The organism is Alkalihalobacillus phoenicis (assembly GCF_047302405.1).
Taxonomy (GTDB): Bacteria; Bacillota; Bacilli; order Bacillales; family Bacillaceae_D; genus Alkalihalobacillus.
On the sequence record NZ_CP154853.1, the window covers coordinates 2,106,500 to 2,129,299 of the forward strand.

18 protein-coding genes are annotated in these 22,800 nt (G+C 38.9%); all 18 read right to left on the reverse strand.

What is annotated here, in order from left to right:
- Positions 1-21: 21 nt before the first annotated feature.
- Complete coding sequence (locus tag AA0017_RS10015; RefSeq protein ID WP_413381450.1) at positions 22-816, reverse strand: class I SAM-dependent methyltransferase; 795 nt, start codon at positions 814-816, stop codon at positions 22-24.
- A gap of 28 nt (positions 817-844) precedes the next feature.
- Entirely contained in the window at positions 845-2,806 is a 1,962-nt protein-coding gene (mutL, locus tag AA0017_RS10020; RefSeq protein ID WP_413381452.1) for a DNA mismatch repair endonuclease MutL, read from the reverse strand.
- Positions 2,807-2,824: 18 nt separating this feature from the next.
- The gene (gene mutS / locus AA0017_RS10025; RefSeq protein WP_413381454.1) at positions 2,825-5,443 is read right to left on the reverse strand and encodes a DNA mismatch repair protein MutS; all 2,619 of its coding nucleotides are present in this window, start codon (positions 5,441-5,443) and stop codon (positions 2,825-2,827) included.
- A gap of 161 nt (positions 5,444-5,604) precedes the next feature.
- A complete protein-coding gene (locus tag AA0017_RS10030) occupies positions 5,605-7,155 on the reverse strand; it encodes a multicopper oxidase family protein (RefSeq protein ID WP_413381456.1) in 1,551 nt (516 codons plus the stop codon).
- A 202-nt stretch (positions 7,156-7,357) separates the two neighbouring features.
- Positions 7,358-7,927: an outer spore coat protein CotE gene (locus tag AA0017_RS10035; protein ID WP_413381458.1), complete on the reverse strand. Its 570-nt coding sequence runs from the start codon at positions 7,925-7,927 to the stop codon at positions 7,358-7,360.
- 1,236 nt (positions 7,928-9,163) lie between these two features.
- A complete protein-coding gene (locus tag AA0017_RS10040) occupies positions 9,164-9,589 on the reverse strand; it encodes a RicAFT regulatory complex protein RicA family protein (RefSeq protein ID WP_413381460.1) in 426 nt (141 codons plus the stop codon).
- Positions 9,589-11,214 (reverse strand): tRNA (N6-isopentenyl adenosine(37)-C2)-methylthiotransferase MiaB, encoded by a 1,626-nt coding sequence (gene miaB / locus AA0017_RS10045; protein WP_413381462.1) that lies wholly within the window; start codon positions 11,212-11,214, stop codon positions 9,589-9,591. Before miaB ends, AA0017_RS10040 begins: the two co-directional genes overlap by 1 nt.
- Before the next feature lie 276 nt (positions 11,215-11,490).
- Positions 11,491-11,751, reverse strand: a complete 261-nt coding sequence (locus AA0017_RS10050) for a stage V sporulation protein S (RefSeq protein WP_413381464.1) — start codon at positions 11,749-11,751, stop codon at positions 11,491-11,493.
- 187 nt (positions 11,752-11,938) lie between these two features.
- Complete coding sequence (locus AA0017_RS10055; RefSeq protein WP_413381466.1) at positions 11,939-12,736, reverse strand: TIGR00282 family metallophosphoesterase; 798 nt, start codon at positions 12,734-12,736, stop codon at positions 11,939-11,941.
- Between the two features lie 126 nt (positions 12,737-12,862).
- The gene (rny, locus tag AA0017_RS10060) at positions 12,863-14,437 is read right to left on the reverse strand and encodes a ribonuclease Y (protein ID WP_413381468.1); all 1,575 of its coding nucleotides are present in this window, start codon (positions 14,435-14,437) and stop codon (positions 12,863-12,865) included.
- A gap of 149 nt (positions 14,438-14,586) precedes the next feature.
- Positions 14,587-15,252: an ATP-binding protein gene (locus tag AA0017_RS10065; RefSeq protein ID WP_413381470.1), complete on the reverse strand. Its 666-nt coding sequence runs from the start codon at positions 15,250-15,252 to the stop codon at positions 14,587-14,589.
- The gene (locus AA0017_RS10070; protein WP_413381472.1) at positions 15,242-15,502 is read right to left on the reverse strand and encodes a hypothetical protein; all 261 of its coding nucleotides are present in this window, start codon (positions 15,500-15,502) and stop codon (positions 15,242-15,244) included. Before AA0017_RS10070 ends, AA0017_RS10065 begins: the two co-directional genes overlap by 11 nt.
- A gap of 12 nt (positions 15,503-15,514) precedes the next feature.
- Positions 15,515-16,954, reverse strand: coding sequence for an AAA family ATPase (locus AA0017_RS10075; RefSeq protein ID WP_413381474.1), 1,440 nt, complete (start codon positions 16,952-16,954; stop codon positions 15,515-15,517).
- The gene (locus AA0017_RS10080) at positions 16,947-17,936 is read right to left on the reverse strand and encodes a metallophosphoesterase family protein (protein ID WP_413381476.1); all 990 of its coding nucleotides are present in this window, start codon (positions 17,934-17,936) and stop codon (positions 16,947-16,949) included. The genes AA0017_RS10075 and AA0017_RS10080 overlap by 8 nt, the downstream gene beginning before the upstream one ends.
- Positions 17,937-18,040: 104 nt before the next feature.
- Positions 18,041-19,090: a recombinase RecA gene (gene recA / locus AA0017_RS10085; RefSeq protein ID WP_413381478.1), complete on the reverse strand. Its 1,050-nt coding sequence runs from the start codon at positions 19,088-19,090 to the stop codon at positions 18,041-18,043.
- A 237-nt stretch (positions 19,091-19,327) separates the two neighbouring features.
- Entirely contained in the window at positions 19,328-20,932 is a 1,605-nt protein-coding gene (locus tag AA0017_RS10090; protein WP_413381480.1) for a DEAD/DEAH box helicase, read from the reverse strand.
- A complete protein-coding gene (locus AA0017_RS10095) occupies positions 20,919-22,181 on the reverse strand; it encodes a competence/damage-inducible protein A (RefSeq protein WP_413381482.1) in 1,263 nt (420 codons plus the stop codon). Before AA0017_RS10095 ends, AA0017_RS10090 begins: the two co-directional genes overlap by 14 nt.
- A 13-nt stretch (positions 22,182-22,194) precedes the next feature.
- Positions 22,195-22,773 (reverse strand): CDP-diacylglycerol--glycerol-3-phosphate 3-phosphatidyltransferase, encoded by a 579-nt coding sequence (gene pgsA, locus AA0017_RS10100; protein ID WP_413381484.1) that lies wholly within the window; start codon positions 22,771-22,773, stop codon positions 22,195-22,197.
- Positions 22,774-22,800: the final 27 nt, after the last annotated feature.

The following is a 22,800-nucleotide window of genomic DNA, read 5'->3' on the forward strand; positions in this document are numbered from 1 at the left end:
CCTTTTTTAAGCTTTCCAAACCTAATCATGAAGATCTTTTTTATTCATATCCAAAAAACCGTAATGAAAGGCCGCATGACCTCGTTTTAAAACGGAAAATTGGAATTGCGAAAAGCGACTGCTTTGCCAATGGTCCTTTAAAACAACTCGATGTTTGGCCACTCGTTTTGCTTCTTGAATCGCTTCTTCACTAATCGTGCCATAATGAGCAAGACTTCTTAACCCACTTATGCCCTTTGATTCAAGAATCGCTTGTTCAAACATCGGGTCAAAATAGACAACATCAAATGAGTTATCAGGTTGTTCTTTTAAATAGTCGAGGTGATGAGCATGTTTGACCGTAATTTTTTTCATTAAATCGAGTAAGTCCGCCCGTCCATCTGTCCAAGAGTTTAAACCGATTTGAACGAGCGTTGCAATCACAAAATTTTCTTCTACCCCAATAACCCGACCGCTCTCACCAACTAAATATTGAGCCACTAAACTATCAGAAGCTAGTCCCAGCGTACAATCAAGAAAACTCATTCCTGCTTGAAGGTCTGAGGCTGCTTTTAAAGGTTCCAGCTGTTTTTTTTCGATTTGTTTAATTCGGACAAAGGCAGAATTAGGATGATAAAAAAACGGATCCGCTGAATCTTTAGGAAAAAATTGAATCTTTTCACTTCCGACCACAATCACTTCTTGTTCAAATCGCCGTTGCAACGTTTCGACTGAGTCACCACCACGGCTCATAAAGGGAGCCTGTAATAAAGAGGCGAGTTCTTTTGCTTTTGGTTCTAATCTTTGGGCGTTTTTTCGCACTGTTGTTACAATCAAATTTGTCTCTCCTCTTTAAATACATCCATTACATAACCCGTTTAAACATTTTTTCTAATTCATACGTTGAAAAATGGATCAATATTGGTCGCCCATGCGGACATGTAAATGGATCACTGCTTTTTCTTAACGACTCTAACAGTGCAAAAATCTCATCATGTCGTAAATGTCGATTCGCCTTAATCGCCGCTTTACACGACATTAAAATGGCTGCCTCTTCACGTAAAGTTCCGATATCCACTTTATTTGTTGATAAAAGCTGTTCAATAATTTCACGAATCGTTTCTTCTTCTAAACCTTTAGGTAACCAAGTCGGGTGAGAACGCACGATAAACGTATGGGGGCCGAATTCTTCGAGAAATACTCCGACCTGTTTTAATTTATCGATATGTTCTACTATCATTGCCATCTCTTGCTGTGTACATTCAATTGTAAAAGGCACGAGTAAGTCTTGAACATTCGGTTCGGTCTCTTTTACCTTGTCACGGAAAAATTCGTACTTGATTCGCTCTTGGGCTGCATGTTGGTCAATTAAATACATCCCCTGTTCATTTTGGGCAATGATATATGTTCCATGCATTTGACCGACCGGATAAAGAATAGGTACTCTCGAAGGCTCAAACTCTTGTTGTACTTCAACTTGTTCAGTCACTGATTCCTGTTCTGTTGAGTTTGAATGCTCTAACTCTTTTAAACTCGGTTCGAACTGAGTCACTGTTTGCTCTTCATCGTCGCTTATCCTAGATGGTGTAAAAGGACTTGCCCCAAGCTTCGGCATTTTTTCATTGACAACTTCTGGATCCAAACGTTCTTCTTCGCTTTTTGTTTCAGAAAAGGATGGCGTTTGGTAGATGTCAACTTGTGAAAATGGTTCATGAACTTGTTTACTCTGAGCCTCTTTCCCTTTTTCACTTATTTGTGCTTGCTGCTTTGTTTCGAAATCAAGCGATATCTGTTCACTTGTCAGTTTCGTCGCTTTTTTGACATTCACTTCTGGAATTAACGTTTGTTTTTTAAAGATGGAAACAATCGACTCCGTTATCAACTGACTAAGCTCGGTTTCTTTACTTAAGCGGACTTCTAATTTAGCTGGATGCACATTGACATCAATTAAAAGCGGATCCATTTCAATGGAAAGCACCACAATCGGAAAGCGACCAATTGGCAACAGCGTATGGTAACCTGCTTGAATCGCCTTGGCAAGGACAAAGTTTCGAATATAACGCCCGTTGACGATAATCGAAATATACTGCCTTGAAGCTCTCGTTATTTCTGGCTTGCACACATAGCCACGTAAAGAATAATCAAGAGTTTCTCCTTTTATTTCTAGCATTTCTTTCGCAATATTACGCCCATAAATCGCCGCGACAACTTGTTTTTGATCGCCATTTCCTAATGTTTTTAAGAGCAATTTACCATCATGAAATAATTCAAACGCAATATCAGGGTGGGCCATCGCCAAACGATTCATGATATCACTAACATTTCCGGCTTCCGTTGTGACCGTTTTTAAATATTTTAAACGAGCCGGTGTATTAAAAAATAGGTGAGTCACTTTAATTTCGGTACCTTTTCGCGTCGCAGCTGCTATTTTTTCAACAACCTCGCCGCCTTCTAATTTAATTTCTGTACCCGCCCCAACACCTGTACTCGTTTTTAAAGTTAAGTGGGAAACGGAGGCGATACTTGGCAAAGCTTCCCCACGAAAACCAAGCGTTTTAATATGAAACAAATCGCGGTCGGTTCGAATTTTACTCGTGGCATGCCGCAAAAACGCGGTTTCGACATCGTCATTTTCCATTCCGTCTCCATTATCGACGATCCGGATCGAACTTAAGCCACCCTCCTCCATTTCAACGAGGATATGAGAGCTGTTCGCATCAATCGCATTTTCAACAAGCTCTTTGACGATTGAAGCAGGACGTTCAACGACCTCACCTGCTGCAATTTTATTCGATAAACTATCGTGTAACTGTTTAATTTTCCCCATTGTATGCCTCCTCTCCGATTATTTTAAACTCTTTTGCCATTCATACACTTTTTGCATCGCTTCAAATGGCGTCAAATGAAGAACATCCACTTCTTTGATTTTCTTCATTAATTGTTTTTCTGCTTTTGTTAGAGACTCTTCTTTTCGTGTTTCTACCTTAGGTTCAGGGAATAAAGAAAGCTGTTTTGGCTCTTCTTTTGTTACCGCCACTTCTTCTTTGACCGTTTGGACCAAAGGTGTGGACGCAACAGGCATTTGTTTCATGCCTTGCTCCAACTGAAATAAAAGCTCCTCGGCCCGAGTCGTAACAGCGGTTGGCATATTCGCAAGCTCGGCGACATAGATTCCATAACTTCTATCCGCTTGTCCATCAATCACCTTGTGTAAAAAGACGACATGACCATCCTCTTCCGTTGCAGAGACGTGAACATTTTTTAAATGGACTAAGCTTTTTTCTAAGCTCGTTAATTCATGATAATGGGTCGAAAATAAGGTCTTCGCCTTTACCTCATCATGAATATATTCAATGATCGATTGGGCTAAGGCAATTCCATCATAGGTTGAAGTTCCTCGACCAATCTCATCTAATAAAATCAAACTATTTTGTGAAGCTTTTGTCAGTGCATATTGCGTTTCAAGCATTTCAACCATAAACGTACTTTGCCCACTTGCTAAATCATCGGCTGCCCCAATTCTCGTAAAAATTTGATCAAAAATCGGTAACTCGACCGCTTCTGCCGGAACATATGAACCGATTTGAGCCATCACCACGATTAAGGCGAGCTGACGCATATACGTACTTTTACCAGCCATATTTGGACCCGTAATTAGGAGCATTTCTCTTTCTGCTTGCATCTGAACATCATTGGCGACATAGTCCCCTTTTGGAATGACACTTTCCACAACAGGGTGCCTACCACCAACAATATTCACTTTATTTTCAGTTGAAAAATGTGGTTTCGTATAGCGATTATTTTCTGCAACCGTGGCAAATCCAATCAAAACATCGATCTCACTAATCGATTTGGCGAGTTCCTGAATCGAAACGACATATTTTTTGGCTTCATCACGAATCGTCAGGAACAGCTCGTATTCAAGTTGTTCCATCTTCTCTTCTGCTCCAAGAATAATCGCTTCTTTTTCTTTTAACTCCGGTGTAATATAACGCTCGGCATTCGTCAACGTTTGTTTTCTTTCATAACGTCCTTCTGGTAACAGATGAACATTGGCTCTGGTCACTTCTATAAAATAACCGAACACTTTGTTATAACCAACTTTTAACGTCTTAATCCCGGTTAATTGGCGCTCCTTCTGCTCAAGCTCCGCAATCCAACGCTTTCCATTTACACTAGCATCACGATACGTGTCTAGCTCTTCATGAAAACCAGCTTTAATTAATCCACCCTCTTTGACTGAAATCGGTGGGTCTTCCACTAAACTTTTATCTAGCAACTCAATTAGTGGTTCATAGCCCGTAGATTGAGAAAACCAACGCTCACTATAGCTTTCACTCATTTTTTCAAGGAGCGATTTTACGGTCGGTATTTTCTCTAACGAACGCTTTAACTGCAGGAGCTCTCTCGCATTCACATTCCCGTAAGCAATTCGACCTACTAATCTTTCTAAATCATAAACTTCTTTTAATTCATCTCGTAACTCTTCCCGTTCAAAATAAAAGGAGGAAAAGGTTTCGACAATATTTAAGCGCTCTTCAATCACTTGCTGCTGAATTAACGGTTGTTCCACCCATTTTTTTAACATTCTTCCGCCCATCGCGGTCACCGTTTGGTCAATTACCCCTATTAATGAGCCTTTTTTCTTTTTATCTCGTAATGTTTCGGTTAACTCTAAATTTCGTTTGGAGTGACGATCAATTTTCAAATAAGAGTTTGCCGGATAATAAACGACTGGCTGCAAGTGATTAAGTGCTCGTTTTTGAGTACGAACTAAATACTGACACATCCGCCAAAAGGTCGTTTGGAGCTTCTTTTGCTCCAACGGTTCAATCAATGATTCATAATCAGATAGGACATCGGCATTCTCTTCATAGGACACCGTCACATGGATCGCTTGTTTAATTTGAGCAAGCTTCTCTTCTGCAAATTGCGGTTCGACAACGAGCTCTTTTGACCTGGATGACGTTAATTCTTGGATCATCTCTTGAACGTCATCATTTAATAAAGTCACTTCATTTTCTCCTGTCGACAAGTCTGTCCGAATAAAACCAATCGTACCATCAGCAAAATCCGTAATCGAAGTAATAAAGTTATTTTCTTTTTCTTGGATCATACGTTTATCGACGACCGTTCCGGGAGTTAATATCTGAACGACCTCTCGTTTGACGACACCTTTAGCGACAGCCGGGTCTTCTACTTGTTCACAAATCGCAATTTTATACCCTTTTTCAATTAACCTCACCATATATTGTTCTGCTGAATGATGGGGAACGCCGCACATCGGGATTCGATCATCGCCTTTTCCACGACCCGTTAAAGTAATTTCAAGTTCATGTGCAGCTTTGACCGCATCCTCATGGAATAATTCATAAAAATCTCCTAAACGGAAAAATAAAAAGGCATCTGCATGTTGTGCCTTAATCTCTAAATATTGTTTCATCATTGGTGTTTGTTCAGCCATCATAAACCTCCGCCGTACGTATTTCAGATGTTCATTATTATATCATATTCCATGAAATCGAACCTACTAGATCGGTTAATAAATCATGAAGCAATTATTTCACTCCTGTACATCATGATTATAGTGAAGATTAAATACGCTAAGCCTACAGACGAAGATTATTACCTCAAAACGATAAACGGTCTCATCATCTCATAGTCTTCATGCTCTAAAATATGACAATGCCACACATACAAACCCGTATAAGAATCGAACTTTTTTATAATACGGGTCACCTCGTTCGGATTAGAAATAACGGTATCTTTTAAACCTATTTCTTGAGGAGTTGGTGGGGTTGGTGGACCAAGATAATCAAGCTTTCGTTCTGCTTCAAATTTAGCTATATTAAACAGTCTCCGGTCTAAAATTTGAAAACTACCTAAATGAAGATGAATGGGATGGCTTTTATCCGTTAAATTAATAAAGGACCAAACTTCTGTCGTACCTAAATAAGGCAATTCAGTAATCGGCTCATCCCATTTTTTATGATCAAGTAGCATTAAGCCACGTCCATAAGTATCTCTCACACTATCTAATGTCAGCAGTCTATTTTTACTTGCCATCTGTTCCGTCAATTGACCATATTGGACTAGTTTTCTCGGAATGACACTTGTATCAATATGAGATAAAGGAACACTAACTTTAAATTTCATGACAATCCCTATTGTGTGTGGATCAACCTCTTCACCATTTGGATAAGGAGCTCGGGCATTATTTTTTAAAACAATCGTTTGATTTTGTTGGTTCGAAAAATCAATAATAACGTCTGCTCTCTCGGCTGGAGCGAGTAAAATCTCCGACACCCCAATCGGCTTTTCTTTCAGCCCTCCATCTGTGCCAATTTGATAAAATAATTGTCCCGAATCAAAGGACAGCTGATAAAATCGACTATTGGCTGCATTTAATAGCCGAAAACGATATTTTCGTGGTTCCACTTCTAAATAAGGCCAAACTTTACCATTAACAAGATTGACTTCCCCTAAAAACTCGGGTACAACAGAAACGTCTAATGCCGTCGGTGATGTTGGTTGTGTCGGATAATAAAGCGAACCGTCTTCATTAAATGATTTGTCCTGAATAACAAGAGGGATTTCAAAAGCACCAGATGGTAAATTTAGCATTCTCTCTTTTTTATCACGAATGATATACATCCCTGCTAAACCGGCATAAACATTAAGACGGGTAATTCCTAATGCATGATCGTGGTACCAAAGGGCTGTTGCTGGCATTTGATTCCCGTAGTGATAGACTTTCTTTTGAAAGTAAGGCCCTACTTTTTGAAAACAATTTGTAAACCATGCTTCCGGATATCCATCACTTTCTGGTTCTGTGTTCCCTCCATGAACATGTGCAACGGTTCTTACATCTGGCACATCAAGCCCGGCTCCATGAACCGTGTGATCAATTGGCAATAGATGCTTTGATGGAAGGTAATTCATCCATTTTATATAGGTTTGCTCGTTAGCTTCCACCTCAATAGTGGGCCCTGGATAGCTACCTTCATATCCCCATAAAGTGGTCTCCTTTAAATCACGATGCAGTTTTTGTTTAAATTGAACCATTTTTACTTCATAGTAAGTCTGACACCCGGCTCTTCTTAATGGTTGTAATACTTTTGGAATCGGCAACGGATCAACAAATTTTTGTAAAAACGGCTGCTTCCTTTTCTCCATTTGCTCACCTACTTTTCCATTTTCAAATCAAGAAGGACACCTCTTTCCGGAGAAACGGCAAAAAAACTCGTCGATAGGACGAGCCTAAGAAGATTCCTAGAATTCACAGGAGCGTCACAATCCTTTTATGGAACTCCTGCAACAATATTCCCGCGACAGTGCTAATGTATAAAAAAAAGAACCAGAAAAAATCCGGTTCGTATTATTTCTTATGCATTTCTTGATGTAAGAAGTTTGGATCTAAACGTTCAAACTCTTCGTCGCTTACATCATCATCTACGTCATCTTCTGAAAAATCACGAATAACACCGTCTGGATTAACAGCAACAGCAATTTTGGTTTCCCCGATACATTCGACAACAAATTCTCTTTCGACTTGAACAGCTACACGATCACCAGCCTCTGTTATCGTCGCTTCTAATGTGTTTGGTTGTTGGACCGCTCGAGCGATTACTTCCATCTCCTCGGAAAGCACATTTTGATCACGAACAGTTAACTCGACAATATCCGTATAAGGTACCGTTTGCGATGCCACTTCTGTTTTTGTATTGTCGTCATAAGAAAACCAAACGTTAATGTCATAGCTTCCTGTTACTTCAACATTCTCACCTTTTTTTGCTGCATCAAATTTGTGATTAATAACCCAGCAACCGAGGATGCTTGAAGGTTTGTTAGAAGGTTTAATATGATGGGTGTTTTCTGAGAATTTTTGTCCCTTCCCACATACGGCCTTCGTTATGATCTCGCGAAAGTTAAAATCATTTTGAGCCATGTAACATTACCCTCCTCTTTCTCATTTCAATCTAAGTAGTTGGTCGCTTTGATGGCTTCCGCCTCGTTCGCTCCGCCAAACTATTCACTCCCATCCTATGCAGGACAAATGACTAGTGTGCAAATAGTTCCTAAACTAGCTTAAATCCTTATCTCTTACACGATATGAGCGAGTGTGTTGAAATAGTACGTGTTTTCCAATGAAAAAACATTTTTAATTATTTTTTTATTACTAACTCAACTTTCGCAGCGTATGATTGACCCTTAACCGTTGATAGAGTTTGACTTTAGGGCGGTACAATACTCAAATTGACTTTACATGAACGGTTCAATCGTTGACAGTCTGAACACCTCTCTTCGTAGGCTGTTGAAGGAAACTGTTCACTAAAATGAAGCGCCTCGGCGTGTGCTACCAAACAGACACCAGACATGGGAGTGATTTATGCTCTACTTGTTTCATGCCCTCCGGCGGTCGCTCCCAAACAGACACTCCGCGTCCTGCCGGAACCTCATGAGCCTCCTCAGCGTTTCACGCTTGCGGGGTCTCATTGGACGGTTTATTCCGGCGGGAGTCTCCGTGTCTGTTTGTCCGCTAGATCATGGAATCGAATCTAGGTTCGGTTTTCTCATTGAATAAAAAAACAGTCATGACTTCAAAGGACATTAGCTTGAGAATGATTTTTTCTCCTTCAATGATTAATTCCGTTACAGTTGTAAACAAATCAGTGTGGATGCTCTGTACGTTAGCTAGATGATCGAGCTGGTTTCGATAAAAATAGGTGGCAACTATCTATTTAGTTCCATAACCAACAAAGGGAAAAAGAAGGTTCTTCTGCGTTAGAAATAGCTGATTGAGAATGGCCCTATCATCAAGCATCTCCCCTACACTTAGCGGACAAAACCATACGGAGACTCCCGCGGGAATAAACCGTGGAGCGAGACCCCGCAAGGCTTGCCGAGGAGGCTCGCCAGGTTCTCGGCAAGGACGCGGAGTATGGTTTTGGGAGCGACCGCCGGAGGGCAGCCTATTATTTTTTTCTTAATGCACAGTTTATCCGTTTGGTGTGATAGTGCGTTCTCGCTTTTCAAACGTGTCAAGGGCATTTGTTTAAGAGCTTCCCTTTCGCTCGGCCAACTAGTTGAACGGGTTTTCTCGATGCGAAAGTTGAGTTACTAAAATAAAAACTCTGCCCTAAACAAAGCTTCCTTTGCTTAAGACAGAGTTCCTTTTTAATCATTAACAATGGTCTTGGATTAATGGATTTTTGGTTGTTGTTCCTCTTAACACATCTCCACCCATTGAAGTAATGATTTCTTCTGTGATTTTTTTCGTAATCGTATTAGAGACCATTTGCAAAAGATCATTAACTTCGACTTGACTTTGTTGAAATTCCTGCACTAATGGAATTTGCTCAATCTCATCTTGTAGCTCATCAATTTTTGCTTCCGTTTGTTTTAATGCCTCTGATTTATTATAGTGCTTTAAGTTTACTGCTTCTTTTTGTAGTTTTTTAATTTGAGCAATTAGTTCTTGTACACGTAAATGCTCATTAATTTGTTTTTCGGCTTTTTTGAAGAAATCTACTTCTTCCGTTTCTGCCATCATCGACGCTAGCTCTTTTGCCTTTTTAAGGACTTCTTGTCTCGTATATTTTGCTTCCATTATTTTACGACCTCCGCTGATTCAATTAATTCTCCACTTAATGACCATGTTTTGGCATCATTAATTTTAACATAAACGATCGTTCCGATGACTGATTTAGGACCTCTAAAATTAACAAGACGATTTGTTCTCGTCCGTCCAGCTAATACGTCTGGATTCTTTTTACTTTCGCCTTCTACTAATACTTCAACGACTTTACCTTGATATTCAAGATTTTTCTTCGCTGAAATTTCATTAACAAGGGCATTCAGACGAGCAAGACGTTCACGTTTTACTTTATCTGGTACATTATCTTTCATCTTCGCTGCTGGTGTCCCTTCACGTGGCGAATAAATATACGTAAAGGCACTATCAAATTCGATTTCACGCATAAGTGATAATGTATCCTCAAATTGCTCCTCTGTTTCGTTCGGGAAACCAACAATAATATCGGTTGTAAACGAAGCATTGGGAATCGTATTTTTTATTTTATTCGCAAGCTCAATGTATCTTTCACGCGTATATTTACGAGCCATTAGCTTAAGGATTTGCGAGTTTCCATGCTGAACCGGTAAATGAATATGCTCAACCAGATTCCCACCTTTTGCTAACACTTCAATTAAATGATCATCAAAGTCTCGTGGATGACTCGTTGTGAAACGAACACGCGGAATATCAATTTTATGAATTTCATCCATTAAATGACCTAGTCCATAATCGATGTCATCAAAATCTTTACCATAAGCATTTACATTTTGCCCGAGTAAAGTTACTTCTTGATAACCTTGGCGTGCTAAGTCTCTTACTTCGGCGATAATGTCTTCAGGACGTCGACTTCTTTCTTTCCCACGTGTATAAGGCACAATACAGTACGTACAAAACTTGTCACAGCCATACATAATATTAACCCAAGCTTGAGTATTCCCTTTTCGCTTACGGGGCATATTTTCAATAATGTCACCCTCTTTGGACCAAACTTCAATCACCATTTCTTTGCCAAAGATTGCTTCTTTTAAAAGGTGTGGAAGGCGATGAATATTGTGGGTCCCAAAGATTAAATCCATATGCTGGTGTTTTTTCATAATTCGATTGACGACATTTTCTTCTTGTGACATACAGCCACAAATCCCTAAAATCAATTCAGGTTTTTCTTGTTTTAGCGTTTTTAAATGGCCAATTTCACCAAATACTTTATTCTCCGCATTTTCACGAATCGCACAGGTGTTTAATAAAATGACATCGGCCTCATTTGTATCTTCCGTTTCTGAAAAACCCATTTCAAGCAAAAGACCTGACATGTTTTCAGAATCGTGAACATTCATTTGGCAACCATATGTCCGAATTAAAAATTTCTTCCCTTGGCCAATCGTTTTCATGTCATCAGGAATTAACGTGTCTGGTCGGATAACTTGCACATCTTCTTTGCCTCGACGTTTTCCTTGTTTATAATCAGGCTGGTCTAAAATCGAAATCTCTCGCCCTTCGATTCGAATCACCTTTTTATTCCCTTCTTCGGAAATGACCTTTGCATTAGAAAAATCGAAATACTTACTATAATCTTTGCTTTTTCCGTTCGAGGATTTTACGTCCTTTTCGGAAGTTTCGTTTGTATTTCCTTGTTTCCCTAATCTTTGCTCTTCATTCATCGAAAAAACTCCTTTACCGAAAATAAAACATTCAATATTATATTATACTTGTCTTCCCCTTTAAAAACAATGAAACTTCCATGGCGATACGACAAACATTCTAAAATAAGGACTATTGAAAAGAAGACTAGTTCAGTTATTCCTCGACCAAGTGACTCCACTAGCTAAAAGTGAGGTAGAAGTGTCGACATTTATCTTTTATTAGTTTGATTGCCTCAATCTTCACACACGTAAAAAAACTGCCTAATCATAAAAAGATTAGACAGTTCTTATTCGTTATCTAGGCTCAATGATTAATTTAATCGCCGTTCTTTCTTCGCCATCGATTTCAATATCTGTGAAGGCAGGGATACAAATTAAGTCAATTCCACTAGGTGCGACAAAGCCTCTTGCAATGGCAATTGCTTTAATCGATTGATTAAGGGCCCCAGCTCCAATCGCTTGGATTTCGGCAGAACCTCGTTCTCGAATCACACCCGCTAGAGCACCAGCGACAGAATTTGGTGTAGATTTTGCTGAAACTTTTAAAACTTCCATTTCTTGTACCTCCTTTTATTACGACTAATATTGGTTCTAGCTAAGATGTGGGAAAAAGTGATCACTCTTAACCTATGACTCCTGATGTCAATGTACAAGAGATGCTAATAGTTAATAGTATTTCGCAAAATCAATTCATATTCCTGCTTTCAAAAATAAATTTCTAAAGAATCATTCTTTAGTCGGATTATACATGAAAGAAAGGATGATCATCATTAATAAGAATGCGTTGAATTGATTTTGCCAGACCCGTTTTTGGGTCGACATCAATGATCACTCCATTTAATTGTTCCCTTCCTTCTGTTACTTCAAACCTCGCTGGCAAACTTGTTAAAAATCTTTGAATAATAACTTCTTTCTCAACCCCTAAAATACCATCATAGGGCCCAGTCATACCAACATCTGTTATATACGCCGTTCCGTCTGGTAAAATTCGCTCATCCGCCGTTTGAACATGGGTATGCGTCCCAACAACTGCCGTCACTCTACCATCTAAATACCAGCCCATCGCTTGTTTTTCACTTGTGGCTTCTGCATGAAAATCAACAAAAATATAAGGGGTTCTCTCCTTGATTTCTTCTAAAATCTGATCGATCTTTCTAAAAGGACAATCAATCGCCGGTAAAAAAGTCCGTCCCATTAAATTAACAACCGCCACTTCAATTTGATTGATTTTTACAAACGTGTACCCTTTCCCAGGAACTCCTTCTGGATAATTCGCCGGTCGTACCATCGCTTTTGCTCGATCAATAAACTCAAATATATCTTTTTTGTCAAAGCTATGATTACCAAGTGTGACCGCTTGAGCCCCAGCATCCATAAAACCTTTATATATTCTTTCAGTTATGCCTTTTCCAGACGCTGCATTTTCACCATTAATAATCGTAATCGTCGGTTTATATGACTTTTTCAGCTTTGGTAAATATTCATCCACCATATTTCTACCAGGTGAGCCAACAACATCACCAATAAATAAAATTCTCATATTATCCTCATTTCTATTCATACAGTCTTGTTTACCCTTATTAGTATAAAGGAATAGACTAGCCGCTGTCACCCTTTGCTCTTTTTGTTCTAAAACAAAATAAAAAAAGCGGCCGAAGCCACTTTTTTATTTTGCATACTCAACTGCCCGTGTTTCACGAATGACGGTCACGCGGATGTGACCAGGGTAATCAAGCTCATCTTCAATTTTTTTCGTAATATCTCTTGCTAATTTGTGGGCAAGTGCATCATCTACGACATCAGGGCGAACCATAATTCTCACTTCGCGACCTGCTTGAATCGCATATGTCTTTTCAACGCCTTCAAACGACTCCGAAATCTCTTCAAGTTTTTCAAGACGTCGAATATACGTTTCTAGCGTTTCACGACGAGCACCTGGACGCGCTGCTGATAAAGCATCTGCTGCAGCGACAACTGTTGAAATAACCGAAGTTGATTCCACATCACCATGATGAGAAGCAATCGCATTGATAACCACTGGATGTTCCTTGTACTTCGTCGCAAGTTCAACACCAATTTCAACATGACTTCCTTCCACTTCATGGTCAATCGCTTTACCGATATCGTGTAATAGACCAGCTCTTCTGGCAAGCTTGACATCTTCTCCTAGTTCAGCAGCCATTAATCCCGCTAAATAAGCGACTTCCATTGAATGCTTCAAGACGTTTTGACCATAACTCGTTCTAAATTTCAAACGACCTAAAATCTTAATTAAATCAGGATGCAAACCATGGATGCCCATTTCAAATGTGGCTTGCTCTCCGTACTCACGAATTGATTCGTCTACTTCTCTTCTCGATTTATCGACCATTTCTTCAATTCTCGCTGGGTGAATACGTCCATCTTGAACGAGTTTTTCAAGAGCCGAACGAGCAATTTCACGACGAATAGGATCGAAGCCTGATAAAATAACCGCTTCAGGAGTATCATCAATAATTAAATCAATTCCTGTTAATGTTTCTAAAGCGCGGATATTTCGTCCTTCACGTCCGATAATTCGACCTTTCATCTCATCATTTGGAAGAGTGACAACGGAGACCGTTGTTTCTGCCACATGATCGGCTGAGCAACGTTGAAGAGCTAATGATAAAATTTCTCTTGCTTTTTTATCAGCTTCTTCTTTTGCTTGCATGGTGCGTTCTTTAATTAAGACCGCTGATTCATGAGCAAGCTCTTGCTCTAATTCTTCACGGATTGATGCTCGTGCTTCTTCACGAGAATATCCGGAAATGCGTTCAAGTTCTTCTTTTTGTTGTTGTACGATTTCCTCAACTTTACTTTCCATCTCTTCAACTTGTCGTTGTTTTTTGGTGAGAGAATCCTCCCTTTTTTCCAAAGCTTCTTCTTTCTTGTCCAAAGTTTCACTCTTACGGTCTAGGATCTCTTCTTTTTGTACCAAACGATTCTCTTGTTTTTGAATCTCATTTCTTCTTTCACGAACATCACGTTCAGCCTCGGTACGAATTTTGTGAATCTCATCCTTAGCTTCAAGGATCGCTTCTTTACGACTTGACTCAGCGTCGCGTTTCGCGTCTTCAGTAATTTGTTTCGCGGCTTGTTCCGCACTAGAAATTTTCGCTTCTGCAATGGATTTTCGAACAAGATATCCAACAACCGCACCAATGATTGCAGCGACAACAAGCAAAGCAGGGAAGAGGAAACCATTACTTAAAATATCCACTCTTTCACCTCCTCTTGCTATCTAATTGTTGGTTCCATACATGCATTTTTGTCATGTTAATCATGTTTCAAACAATTTTTGGTTCGTATGCGGAAAGGATTAAATTAGTACCGCATACCATATAATTGTAAAGCTCGTATACATCATTGTCAAGAGTTGTCAAGAACGATCACCTCACTGATGCCATCACGAATCGATACTTGATACGCTTTATCACCTGATTCAGCTAGATGCTGATTGTGAGTAATCATAATAACTTGACGTTCAAACATCATACTTAACGACTTCAAAAAATCGTATAAATAATGCACATAATCGCCTGAAACATGTTTACCAGGCTCATCTAAAAGAAGAGCTCCGTTCATTTTGGGCTGGATCGTTTCGATTAAAGCAACACGTAAGGCGAGTGTCACAATATCGACGACACCGCCACCCCTTGAATCTTGTGGTTTTGTTTTAATTTGAACGCCTTCGTATTCGGTTACGACATAAAATTCAGCGACCGCTTTGTTCCCATGCTCTTCAATTTCGATTACAAAAGAAAAAAGCGGACCGAATACATATTGCAAAGCATTTGTAACAAGTGTTTCCATTTGCTGCTTTGCTTGTTCCCTTGCATATTCAGCTGATTGCTGTAAAAGTACACGGGCTTTTTCATATATATCAATCGTGTCTTGATATTCATTCAGTTCCTGTTGTTTTTTTTCGAGCTGTTCTTCTAATAGGACTCGTTTCGCATCAAGTCGAATCCATTCATTTTTTGTTTCCGTTAATTGTCGTTCTAGTTCGGCTATTTTCCCACGATTATCTACCATCTTTCATGAGTTCCTTTGGAATTAACGACCAAGCTTCATTTACGGCCTGCTCGATATGCTTTTCAAGTGCTTCAATCTCTTGATCCAAATCCTCAGGTTTTACGCCAAGCTCATTAAGTTCTGCTAATAAACGTTTTTCTTGATTTTCTAATTCTTCTAATTTTGCTTCCGCTCGGTAACGCATATCCTTTGCTTGCTCAATCGTTTTTTTCATTTTGGCCAAATCTTGTTCAATATGTTCGTGATTCATTTTTTCCTCCTCCTATTCATGTAAAAAAGTCATTATTTTTTCTTTATTCACTTCATGGCCACATAGAGGGCAAGTTCCTTCATTGACTAAAGCTTGTTCGTATTCCTTTTCAAGCTTAGATAAATCGAGTAATGTTTTTTCTATAAATGTTCTTCCCTTATCAATACGATTTTTTAAATCTTCATATTGAACTCGTTTTTGTTTCAAAATCTCCATTTTGGCAACCTTTTTATGAACAAAATCAAGCTGTTCATTTAATGGTTCAACTTTTTCTAACCATTGTAATTGTTTTTTTAAGCTACTTAATTCTACATACAGGTCATCTTTTTGAATAGATAGATTCGATAATTGTCGTAAACGTCTCGTTTGTTCGTGAATCTGCCCAAGCTGTTGAATTTTTTTATTTAAGATAAACTCCGTTTGTTGTAATCGTTCTTTCGAGTATTGTTGCTCCTTTTTGAGTTGCTGATAACTCGATGAAAATTTGCCTAATTGTTCTCTTTTTTGTACATTGGCCATGATTTTTTCAAAAATATCTTGAACCGTTTGGACATGTTTAGTTTTTTCAATCCATTGTTTACACACAACAATTGCTGTTTTCGTTTCCTGTACATATTGCTGTTTTCGTTTCAATTCTTTCAAACGATACATCGCGATTTGGATATTTTCAAGCTTGACTTCCCAGTTTAAGGCTCCTGAAACTAATTGTTTCGTCCGCAGCATTTTCGCTTTTTCCTGTTGCTGCTCTTTATATTCGGCTTGTAAGCTTTTCCACTTTTCAAGTCGGTCTTGTTTGACCTTTAATTGGGTCATAAAGGCTTCTACTCTGTTAATTTTCTCCTTAGAATCGTTTAGAGCTTGATAAGGTTCAAGCTGGTGCTGCAATTGTTCGACCTCTTCTTGGCCATGCTTTTTTCTTTGTTGTAATTGTGATAAATCCTTTGACGTATCACGAATCGCCATGTCTAAATAATGAGCCCCACTAATTCGACCAATTGTTTTCGCTCGCACCGACCCTGTTTGCTCTAATAAAAATGGCCCATCTAATTGCTGAGCAAGGTGGAGGTGCAACTCATTATCACGATCAACTCGTAGCGGAAACATCCCATGAGCTTCAAGCACTTCTTTCGGAACTTGAGTACCAAATCCTTCTAATATGAGTTCTTCATCATTTGCTTTTTTTATTATATAGCGGTTTTTTGAGCTTTTTCGTTCCCTAATAATCGTGACCCCATTTTCAAACTCGATCGTTACTCGCACAAAGTTCGCCCCAACTCTGACAAAGTCCGTTCCTCTTGGCAAGTTAAATAGAACCCAACGAATTGCTCTTATAATCGCCGTTTTACCACTGTCTGATTGACCAACAATGACATTTAATCCTTTATCAAAATCAATCCATGTGTCTAAATGAGATTGAAAGTTTTCGAGTCTAACTGAGAGTATGTTATTCATACTCTTCCCCCTCCCAGCTTTCTTCTACAACGGTAATCCTTCGTAACGCTTCCTGTTTGACCTCGTCTTCAACATTCGATAAAGAAGCGAGTTCTTGGATAATATCAGACATTTGTAAGCTTTGAAAATCAGATTGTTCTTTTACTTGTTGGATAAACTGATGCAGCTTTTCTTCTTGATGAACCGCTTTTTCTAAAAAACTACGATCAAGTACTTCTTCCCCTTTTTGAGCGGTTTTTAATACTTGTTCGACTAAATTGATTTTCTCTTTTGATAGTTGACCAATGACAACTTTTGGGAAGCGATTAAGCTCTGACCAATGATTATTAACACGAGCTAGTGCCCCTGGGTTACAGATAAACTTACCTTCTCGTTCTTTAATCCCAAACCCCCCATGGTAATGGCCTGTAAATAAAATATCGGCTGTTGTTCCCCAAATATGATCAATTAATGTGTGAGGAATTCCTTCTGGTAAAGCCTTTTCGACAAGCATACTATGAACGGTATGAATCATAAGATCCGCTTGATGTTCATTGATTGGATAATAATCTAACTTGGGGTCACGTTGATCTAAGTCATAATGATAAGGTTGTCCAGATAGTTGCACCTTTAGGCCGTTTTTTTCAAGTAATAGCGGAGCATCTGGCTGAATAATCGTCATTAAACCAAACGAATCTAATAAACCTAACATCGTACGAGAGAGAGTATTTGGGTTGTGCCCATATGTGTCATGGTTACCTGAAATCGCGTAGATCGGCATCTGTGCCGCTCGAAAGATTTTCGCAAATTGACCAACCACATTCGGGGATAAATCAGGTCTATCAAAAACATCGCCACCATGTAAAATAAAATCAACTTGGCGTTCATTAGCGATTTCAATAACCTCTGTTATTTTCATTTTTAATGTTTCAACAAAATCATCTAAACGATTTTTCGGAGAAGTTCCACGAATATGGGTATCGGTAAAATATAAAAATTGCATGTTCTTCTCTACCTCCAGTAAATAGAAAAGCCGACAAAGTTATGATTTAGCTTTGTCGACATCTTCAAGCACCTAAAAAAATGGGCTTATTTTATATAATATCCTTATTTTAAATCTAGTGGAAGCTCATCGATTTCCTCTTCCGTTGGAGCATCTACTAAAATTTCACCATCTAAACCGTGATGTTGACGGATTTTACGCTCGACTTCTTCTGTAAGATGTGCGTTCTCTTTAAAGAATTGTTTGGCATTTTCACGACCTTGGCCAAGTCTTTCTTCGTTATATGAATACCAAGCTCCACTTTTTTGAACGATATCCAGTTCAGCCGCAATATCTAAAATCAATCCTTCACGTGAAATTCCTTCTCCATACATAATGTCCACTTCTGCTTGTTTAAACGGTGGAGCGACTTTGTTTTTGACTACTTTAATTTTTGTTTTATTTCCGACCATTTCATTACCTTGCTTTAAGGTTTCAGCACGACGTACTTCCAAACGAACGGAAGAATAGAACTTCAAGGCACGACCACCTGGAGTCGTTTCCGGATTACCGAACATAACCCCAATTTTTTCACGAACTTGGTTAATAAAGACCGCAATCGTTTTGGATTTATTAACTGCACCAGAAAGTTTACGAAGTGCTTGAGACATTAAACGAGCTTGTAAACCGACATGGCTATCACCCATTTCCCCTTCAATTTCCGCTTTTGGAACTAAAGCAGCAACAGAGTCAATGACGATAATATCAATGGCGCCACTTCTTACTAAGGCCTCAGCAATTTCTAATGCTTGCTCCCCTGTATCTGGTTGAGAAAGTAGAAGTTCATCAATGTTAACACCTAACTTTTGGGCATATACTGGGTCAAGAGCATGCTCAGCATCAATAAAGGCTGCCTGTCCACCTGAACGTTGAACTTCTGCAATCGCGTGTAAAGCAACTGTTGTTTTACCAGAAGATTCTGGTCCATATACTTCAATAATTCTTCCACGTGGATATCCACCTACACCTAGAGCAATATCAAGAGCTAATGAACCACTAGAAATCGTCGATACACGTTGATCCGTTTGCTCTCCTAACTTCATAATGGAACCTTTCCCAAATTGCTTTTCGATTTGGCGTAATGCCATCTCAAGGGCTGCTTTACGTTCACTCATTTTACAATCTCTCCTCTATTCATTCAATTTAAACTTCATTTATTCAAATCATGTCTTCACATAAAGATGATTGATTACCGCACTCAAAAAGGCGAATCTATGTTTCCTATGATCTATCATAACGCTTTTTTCTTCATTTGCCAATAGTTTTTACGAACATTTATTCGGTTTATTGGAATATGTTAAAAGAGAGGATGGTAGGACTGACACACATCAATCCTACCATAATTTAATTAACTAAGAACGTGTGGGTGTTCTTCTTTCGCGTTTTGGTCGAGGTTTAGCAGGCTCTAAATTAACTCTTGCTCCGTTGATTCGAGAATAACGTAACGCTTCATAGACAAATGGGGCAACTTCCTCAGGCACTTCGATAAAAGTAAAGTTTTCAAAAATATCAATTCGTCCAATCGCCTTGCTCGGAATTCCAACAAGCTCGGCTACTTCTTCCGATAAAATTTTCGGAGTTAAATTCACATTACGACCGACATTGATAAAGAAACGAATCATTCCTTTTGCACCGCCTGTTTCACCGAAGTTATAACCAGCTTCTTCATTAGGTGTTTCCGTTGAAAAATTCATCTTTAACAAAGCCGAAACAACATCTTCTGGTGAATGAACTTCTAAGATTTCTTTGACAAGAGGAGAAAATAAATCGAATTCTTTCCCACGTGCCTCAATTGTATCCGTTACTCGCTTTTTCCATGAATCATGTTGCTTTTCGACCACTTCTTCAATCGTTGGCACATCTTGAGATGGAATGCTCATTTTAATTTCATGTTCAATCGAACGTAGATGCTTCATCTCTCTTGGTGTGACAAGTGTCAGAGCTAACCCCTGCCTACCCGCACGTCCTGTTCGTCCAATACGATGAACGTAACTTTCAGGATCTTGTGGAATATCGTAGTTGATGACGTGTGTGACATTCTCAACATCAATTCCTCTGGCCGCTACATCTGTCGCAATCAAAAATTCAATTGAGGAGTCGCGAAATTTTTTCATCACCGAATCACGTTGGGATTGAGTTAAATCACCATGAAGACCGTCTGCCAAGTAACCGCGCGCTTGCAGGGCCTCGGTTAATTCGGCGACCCCCTTTTTTGTACGGCAAAATAAAATACCTAGATCAATTTCTTCACTATCAATGATCCGACATAATGAATCAATTTTATTTCGTTCTAAAACCTTAAAATAAATTTGATTAATTAAAGGTGCGGTAACCTCTCCTTTATTAATCGTCACCATTTTCGGAGTCGTCATATATTTTCGAGACAATTTTTTAATAGCTGGGGGCATTGTGGCGGAAAAAAGTAACGTCTGCCTTTCCCCTTTTACTTCTCTTAAAATATGTTCAATATCATCGATAAACCCCATATCTAACATTTCATCCGCTTCATCCAACACAATTGTATGTACACTATCTAACTTTAAAGTTTTTCTTCTTAAATGGTCAAGGATACGACCCGGAGTACCGATCACGACTTGTACACCTTGTCTTAAAGCTTTAATTTGATGACCAATAGACTGACCACCGTATATTGGCAATGTGCGAATACGTTTATGCACAGAGAGCTTCTGTAACTCTCCGGAAACTTGAATCGCGAGTTCTCGTGTTGGTGTTAAAATGAGGGCTTGAACATACTTTTCATTTGTTACTTTATCGACAACTGGAATACCAAATGCGGCTGTTTTTCCCGTTCCCGTTTGAGCTTGCCCAATTACATCCCCGCCTTCTAAAATGACAGGAATCGCCTTCGCTTGAATAGGCGATGGTTCTTCAAAACCCATATCTTTAATCGCTTTTTTAATTGAATCTGATATTTCGAAGTCATTAAAATATGTCATTACTGCTCTTCCACCTTTTCATTTCATTAAGCAAATAATAGCAGCCGTACTTCACAGCTCTATCTCGAATTGCATTACGGGATCCATGAAGGGATAATGTATATCCATTTGCAACCCCTGATTTCCCGACAATTGATATGTAAACCACCCCTGGGTCCTTACCTTCCTGTTTGTCTGGTCCCGCGACACCTGTAAAGCTAATGGCAATATCACTTTCATAAAGTTTCTTTGCACCAAGCGCCATTTCTTTTGCACAGCTTTCGCTCACAACGCCATCTTGCTTGATTACTTCTTTCGACACTTGAAGTTGTTTTTCCTTTTCTTTCGTCGAATAAGCGACTGTTCCCCCGGTAAAAATTTCGGAAACACCAGAAAAACTCGTTAATTCACTTGCAAACATACCACCTGTTAAACTTTCAGCACATGAGATCGTCCACTTTTCCTTTGTTAATTGTTGGACCACTTGCTCCATTAAAGAAGTATGATCATAACCATAAAAATAATCGCCTACAATCGCTTGAATTTCTTTTTCTGTGGCATCTAATAAGCGAATCGCTTCTCCATCATCTTCATGTTTAACAGTTAACCTTAACGTCACTTCACCATTACCAGCCAATGGAGCAATCGTTGGATTCGTTTGATTATCAATAAGAGTTTCCAGACGTGTCTCTAAAGCTGATTCACCAATATTAAAGAAGCGTAATACTCTCGAAGTAATCTTCCCACGATTTAAGAGACTTTTTTCAAGTAATGGAATCAATTCTTTGACAAACATCGGCTCCATTTCTTTTGGAGGACCAGGGAGGAGAATGACCATTTTTTTATCTTTTTTTAATAGCATTCCCGGAGCCATTCCATTCCGGTTCACAAGCACTTCTGCCCCTTCTAGAATGAGGGCTTGTTTTTTGTTGTTTTCCGTCATCTTCATCTGTCGTTTACTAAAATATTGTTCAATACTGAAAAGGGCATTTTTGTCATAAACGAGTTTCGCCTGAAATAGTTTTGCGACCGTTTCCTTTGTTAAATCATCCTTTGTCGGACCAAGCCCTCCGGTTAATATAACAATATCCGAACGCTGACTTGCCAAACCTAAACTATCATAGAGCCTATTTTCATTATCGCCGACGACTGTCTGATAATAGACGTCTATTCCTAAAATCGCTAATTGCTCAGAAATAAACTTTGCATTGGTATTTAAGATTTGACCTAAAAGAAGCTCCGAACCAACCGCCAAAATTTCTGCTCTCATAAAATCGCCCCTATTAGCCTTGTTTGGCTAAAATATGTTTATTTTTCACAAAATAATCAACACCAGAAACAATCGTTAAAATCAAGGCTATCCAAATCATGATTTGATCAAAAGGAAATGAAACCGCTGAAAATGGTATATTGTAAAGCATCAATGCTGAAATTCCGATAATTTGAAAGACTGTTTTTAATTTACCTAGAGGACTTGCCGCGATAACATCACCATCTGCCGCTGCAATCAAACGAACCCCTGTAACCGCAAACTCACGACTAATAATAATAATCGCAATCCAAGCCGCTAATAAATCTAGTTGGACTAAACCGATTAAGGCCGCTGTAATTAAGAGCTTGTCTGCTAAAGGATCTAAAAACTTACCGAAATTTGTAACTAGATTTAATTTTCTTGCATAATAACCATCAAGCCAATCTGTTGCTGAAGCAAAGATAAATAAACAAGCGGCGATTAAATGTCCAACAGGGATCTCAGTCCCAAACATGTCAATCGTACCAAGTGGTAAATCCGCTAACATAAAGACCATAAAAATCGGAATTAAAATCATTCTAGAAACTGTAATTTTATTAGGTAAATTCACTACATTAACCTTCCTTCTAAACAATTA